Raw genomic sequence first — 5,680 nt, forward strand, 5'->3', positions numbered from 1 at the left:
CGGCGCCGACGGCCGCCGGGACCTTCGCGGCCTCCTGCTCGCCCGCACCGGCCGCCGCCGACGCCGACGCGTTCACGGTGGCCGGGGCCTTCTCCTCCGCGACCTCCGCCTGGCCCTGGGACGCGGCGTCGGACGCGGCGTCGGACGCGGCGGGAGCCTCGGCCTGCGCCTCGGACTCCGCGCCGGACTCCGCGCCGGACTCCGCGCCGGACGCGGCGGGGGCGTCGCCCGCGCCGCCGATGATCGCGATCGGCGCGCCGATCGCGGCGGTCTCGCCCTCGGCGACCAGGATCTCGGTGAGCACGCCGGCCTCGTACGCCTCGTACTCCATGACGGCCTTGTCGGTCTCGATCTCGCAGAGCACGTCGCCGACGGCCACCTCGTCGCCCGGCTTCTTCTGCCAGGCGGCGATGACGCCCTCCTCCATGGTGTCGGAGAGGCGCGGCATCAGGATCTCGGTCATCGGACGGTCTCCAGGGTGGTACGGCCGGTCGCGCGGAGCGTCTCGCGTACGGCGGTGAGCAGGGAGTCCGCGGACGGCAGCGCGGCCATCTCCAGCGGCTTGCTGTAGGGCAGCGGGACCTCGGCCATGGCGACCCGGCGGACCGGGGCGTCCAGCCAGTCGAACGCGCCCTCCTGGATCGTCGCGGCGATCTCCGCGCCGATCCCGTAGGTCAGCCAGTCGTCCTCGGCGACGACCGCCGAGCCGGTCTTGCGGACGGAGGCGACGATGGTCTCGCGGTCCAGCGGACGCAGGCTGCGCAGGTCGACGACCTCGGCCGACACGCCCTCCGCGGCGAGCTTCTCGGCCACCTCGGACGCGACGTGCGCCATCCGCGAGTAGCCGATGATCGTGATGTCGGTGCCCTCGCGGGTCACGGCCGCGCGGCCGATCTCGGCGGGCTCGACGTCGGCGATGTCGTCCGGCACCTCGCCCTTGGTGTTGTAGAGCGCGAGGTTCTCCAGGAACAGCACCGGGTCGTCGTCCCGGATGGCGGCCTTGAGCAGCGCGGACGCCTCCAGCGGCGTGGACGGCGCGACGACCTTCAGGCCGGGCACGAACGAGTAGTACAGCTCGACGTTCTGCGAGTGCGTCGCGCCGAGCTGCTGACCGCCGCCGCCGGGGGTGCGGATCACCATGGGGACGGGGTTCTGCCCGCCGAACATGCCGTAGATCTTGGCGGCGTGGTTGACGATCTGGTCCAGCGCCAGCAGCGAGAAGTTGATCGTCATGAGCTCCACGACCGGGCGCAGGCCCAGCATGGCCGCGCCGATCGCGGCGCCGACGAAGCCCTCCTCGGCGATCGGGGTGTCGCGCACGCGGCGCTCCCCGAACTCCTTCAGCAGGCCTTCGGTGATCTTGTAGGAGCCCTCGAAGACGCCGATCTCCTCGCCCATGAGCAGGACGTTCTCGTCACGAAGCATCTCGGCCCGCAGCGTGTCGCGCAGGGCCTGGCGGTAGGTGATGGTTGCCATGGAAGTCGGTACCTCAGACGCGGAAGAGCGGGTCGGCGGGAAGGCGCGGCAGGTCGTTCGGCACCGGCGTCGCGTAGGTGTAGTCGAACAGCGTCGACACCTCGGGGTGCGGGGAGTCGTCGGCGAAGCCCGCGGCGTCCGCCACGATCTCGGCGACCTCGGCCTCCAGGCGCTCGACGTCCTCGGCGGTCAGCAGCCCGGCCTCCTGCAGCTCCAGCTGGGCCTTGGCGAGCGGGTCGGCGGCCTTGAGGGCCTCCTTCTCCTCCTTGCTGCGGTACTTGGCCGGGTCGACGACCGAGTGGCCGCGCAGCCGGGGGCTGGTGCACTCCAGCAGGTAGGGGCGGCTCTCCTCGCGGGCGCGCTCGACGGCCTCGCGGGCCGCGTCGCGGACGGCGATCACGTCGGTGCCGTCCACCCGGGCGCTGGCCATCCGGTACGCCGCGCCGCGCTTGTACAGCTCGGGCTCGGCGGCCGAGTGCTCGACCGTGGTGCCCATGCCGAGGCCGTTGTTGATGATCACGAAGACGACCGGCAGGTTCCACAGCGCGGCGATGTTCAGCGACTCGTGGAACGCGCCGATCGCGGCCGTGCCCTCGCCCATCTGGACCATCACCACGTCGTCGCCGCCGCGGTAGGAGACCGCCATCGCGGCGCCGGTCGCGAGCGGGAGCTGGCCGCCGACGATGCCGTAGCCGCCGAGCAGCCGGGCCTCGGTGTCGAACATGTGCATCGACCCGCCCCAGCCCTTGGACACGCCGGTGGAGCGGCCGTACAGCTCGGCCATCACGCGGCGCGGCTCGATGCCCTTGGCGATCGCGTAGCCGTGCTCGCGGTAGTTGGTGAACAGGTAGTCGGTGGGACGCAGCGCGGCCATCAGGCCGACGACGGTGGCCTCCTCACCCAGGTTCAGGTGGCAGTAACCGCCGATCTTGGCCTCGGTGTAGGCCCAGGCGGTCCGCTCCTCGAACCGGCGCACCAGCAGCATCTGCCGGAAGTACTCAACGCGCGCCTCGTCGTCGGCCTTGCGGCGCGCGACGGCGCTGGCGCGGTTGTCGGCGGGCTTGGGGGTTCCCTTGCCCGCCGTGCCCCGCGTGCTCGTGGAGCCGGGGCTCCGGCGGGCGCGGCCCGGGGCTGCCTTCGTGGTCTCAGCCATCGGCGTTCGTCCTCCTACGGGAGAGGGTGCCGCGGGGTCGCCGCGCCACTCATCACCGATCATCATTGATCAATGATCGATCATATGCCCTCCCGTCAAGCGGTCTGGACCAGTGCGCATCCCGGCGCGCCCCCTACCATGGAGGGCGTGAACGCCCCGTCCGTCGCCACAGAGGACCAGCCCGCCCCGCTCCAGCGCACCGGCCTGGTCGACCAGATCCGCGAGTTCATCGTGGACGGCATCTCCAGCGGCCGCTGGCAGCCCGGGGAACGCATCGTCGAACGCCGCGTCGCCGCCGAGCTGGGCGTCAGCCAGGGCCCGGTCCGCGAGGCGTTGCGCCTGCTGGAGACGTTGCGGCTGATCGAGACGCTGCCCAACCGCGGCGCCCGCGTCCGGCCCTTCGGCGAGCGCGACCTGGCCGAGATCTTCCCCGTCCGGGCGGGCCTGGAGCGCACCGCCGTGGAGCTCGCCCTGCCGCGCCTGGCGGAGCACCTGGACGAGCTGGAGGCGCAGAACGCGCGCCTCGCCGAGGCCGCCACCGCGGGCGATCTGGACGAGCAGATCCGGGAAAGCATCCACTTTCACCGCCTGGTGGTCGGGTTCAGCGGTAACCAACTGCTTACTTCGGTGTGGGAGGGGCTAGGGATCGAGGTCTGGACGACCCTCTCGCTCCGCCTGCACCGCACCGAGATCTACTCCAAGTCCGCCGAGCACGCCCGCATCATCGAGGCGTTCCGCCAGCGGGACCCGGCCGCCGCCCAGATGCTCCACGACCACGTCATGAACTACGCCCCCCTCACCTGCCGCCCCTGAGGCCCTGCGGCGCTACCGCCCTGCGGCGCTGGTGCCCGGTGGCGTGCGCTTCCGGCCGCTCTGCCGCCCTTTGATCGTTCGTTCCGGCCGGTCGCCAGGCCCGCGGCCGGTCAGGCGGGGCGCCACAGCCGCACCGGGGTGGCGGTGGCCGCCACGGCGACCGACAGCCCGTCCGGTGTGAAGGCGACCGCCCGCGTCCGGGCGCTGTCGCGCAGGGGCGCGCCGATCGGCGACCCGGTTTCGAGGTTCCACACGCGCAGCGGCACGCCCGGCCCCCAGAGCGCGGCGGCCCAGCCGTCCGGCCCGACCGCCATGGACGTCGCCGGGGTCGCGAACGCGGCGTGCGGATCGTCGCGGAACGTGATGCCGGTCCACCGCCACACCCGGCAGAACCCGTCGTCGATCAGGGCGAGCGTGTCCGCGCCGGGGGAGAACCGGGCGCTCCGGACCGTCCCCCAGGTGGAGAGGGTCCGGGTCGTCCCGCCGGGGTTCTGCCATCGGACGGCGTCCACGAACTGCCAGGTCACGGTCGACGCGAGCCGGGGCATCCGCTCGACGGCCAGGATGTGGCGGGCGCCGCGGAACACGGCCACGCGCTCCTCGTCGGTGTGGGGTCGGGCCGGGCTCCCGGGCCGGGGGTCGGGCGTGCCCCAGCGGGGCAGCAGCACGACCGGCGTGGAGGGGAACGGACGTCCCGCCAGGTTGATCTCCCACAGCGCGCACTGGCCGGCCCGGTGGTCCCCTTCGCCGTGGAACCCGCCGGCCAGGAGGCGGCCGTCCGATGCGAAGTCCAGGGACGCGACCGCCGGGCCGCCGGGCTCGGCCGTCTGCAGCGGCCACGACTCCGGGCTGCCGGGCGCGAGCGGCCGGAGGCCGACGCCGGCCCGCGAGGTCCCGTAGGCGATCCACCCGCCGCCCGGGGCGAAGGCGAGCGCCGTGATCGCACCGGACGCCGACGACAGCGGACGCAGCGTGCGGAGCGGCTTCCCCGGCGCGTCCCAGATGTGGATCGTCCCGTCGGCGTGCCCGGTGGCCAGCGTCCCGCCGCCGGGCGCGAAGGCCAGGGCGGTCGCGCCCGCGCTCCGTCCGTCCAGCAGGACCGGGACGCCCGTCGCGGCCTGCCACGGCCCGCGAAGCCCGGCGACGGCCCCGGTCCGAGGCCGGACCGTCGCGCGCGGACGCGCGGCAGGCACCGGAGGCGGCTTGACGAGAGACGCGGGCTCGGGGCGGTAGGCCGGGTTCCGGGAGAACGGGTAGCGGTCGGCGGTGTCGGTGCCGCGCTGGTTCGGGGCGGGCAGGCCCTCGGCCGCGAGGCGTCGCCGCAGGTGGACGTACAGGTCGCCGAGGGTCAGCACCGCAGGGCCGCCCCGGACGCCCTCCCGCACGAGGCCGAGGAACCGGCCCGTGAAGGACGTCGGGACCTCGGCCTGCTCCGCCAGCGGGACGACATGGGCCGTGTGGTCGCTGGCCGTCAGGGTGTAGACGCCTCGGACGTCGGTGGCGTCGGCCACCGTGTCCGCCGCGTCCCCCGGGGACGCCGCGGACAGCGCCTCGATCGCCCGCCCGGAGTAGCAGCAGTCCAGGATGACGATCTTCGCGGCGGCCGGGGAGTCGCGCAGCAGGTCCCGGACGCGGCGGTACTCCAGGCCCGTGAGATCCGGGTCGTCCGCCTCGGTGTCGGCGAGGGCGAGGCAGAGCTCGCCGTTCGGCAGCACCACGCCGTGCCCGACGAAGTACAGGAGCAGGACGTCCTCGGTCTCGCGGGCCACGGCGCGGGTCCGCCGCACGAGTGCCCGCCAGTCGGACGGGTCGGACTCGACGGTCACCCGGCCGTCCGGCCAGCCGCACAGCGCCGGGTCGGTGAGGACGGCGCGCATCCCGGCGAGGCTGTTGGCGGCGGCCGGGAGCCGGGGGAAGGCGGGGTCCCGGTACTCGGCCGTGCCGACGAGCACGGCCCGGGACCGGAGGGGATCAGGCATCGTCGGTGTGCAGGACCTCGCGCAGCAGCGGCAGGACGGCGTCGGCGGGCAGGTCGGTGGTGTCGATCCTGACGCTGCCGTTCTCGGTGGTGACGGTGACGCTGACGTCCGGACGGCGTGACTTCACCCACGTGACCAGCACGTTCGTGAGGGCGACCGCCGCGCCGCCGGAGCCCAGCGCGACGACCAGCACGTCGGTCGCGCCGCCCAGCTCGCCGTCGCGCGGCGGCGGCGCCTCGGCCCGGACGCGGCCCGCCAG

At 74.2% G+C, this 5,680-nt stretch carries 6 protein-coding genes; 1 reads left to right on the top strand and 5 read right to left on the bottom strand.

Annotated elements, in window-relative coordinates:
* The 3 genes from DZF91_RS29230 to pdhA all read right to left on the bottom strand — a co-directional run.
* Nucleotides 1-463 (bottom strand): biotin/lipoyl-containing protein (locus DZF91_RS29230; RefSeq protein WP_328589232.1); only part of this gene is annotated, 463 nt, incomplete at its 3' end.
* The gene (locus DZF91_RS29235; RefSeq protein ID WP_117360335.1) at nucleotides 460-1,476 is read right to left on the bottom strand and encodes an alpha-ketoacid dehydrogenase subunit beta; all 1,017 of its coding nucleotides are present in this window, start codon (nucleotides 1,474-1,476) and stop codon (nucleotides 460-462) included. The genes DZF91_RS29230 and DZF91_RS29235, both read right to left, overlap by 4 nt.
* Before the next feature lie 13 nt (nucleotides 1,477-1,489).
* Nucleotides 1,490-2,629 (bottom strand): pyruvate dehydrogenase (acetyl-transferring) E1 component subunit alpha, encoded by a 1,140-nt coding sequence (gene pdhA / locus DZF91_RS29240; protein ID WP_117360336.1) that lies wholly within the window; start codon nucleotides 2,627-2,629, stop codon nucleotides 1,490-1,492.
* Nucleotides 2,630-2,776: 147 nt separating this feature from the next.
* Here pdhA and DZF91_RS29245 point away from each other — a divergent pair, with 147 nt between their 5' ends.
* Nucleotides 2,777-3,442, top strand: coding sequence for a GntR family transcriptional regulator (locus DZF91_RS29245; RefSeq protein WP_235834643.1), 666 nt, complete (start codon nucleotides 2,777-2,779; stop codon nucleotides 3,440-3,442).
* 110 nt (nucleotides 3,443-3,552) lie between these two features.
* Here DZF91_RS29245 and DZF91_RS29250 read toward each other — a convergent pair whose 3' ends face one another.
* Together DZF91_RS29250 and DZF91_RS40550 are read right to left on the bottom strand one after the other, a co-directional pair.
* Nucleotides 3,553-5,421, bottom strand: a complete 1,869-nt coding sequence (locus DZF91_RS29250; RefSeq protein WP_117360338.1) for a caspase, EACC1-associated type — start codon at nucleotides 5,419-5,421, stop codon at nucleotides 3,553-3,555.
* On the bottom strand, nucleotides 5,414-5,680 hold a 267-nt coding region (locus tag DZF91_RS40550), incomplete at its 5' end, for an effector-associated constant component EACC1 (RefSeq protein ID WP_117360339.1). The genes DZF91_RS29250 and DZF91_RS40550, both read right to left, overlap by 8 nt.

It is taken from the genome of Actinomadura logoneensis (assembly GCF_003428695.1).
In the GTDB taxonomy this organism is placed as follows: Bacteria; Actinomycetota; Actinomycetes; order Streptosporangiales; family Streptosporangiaceae; genus Spirillospora; species Spirillospora logoneensis.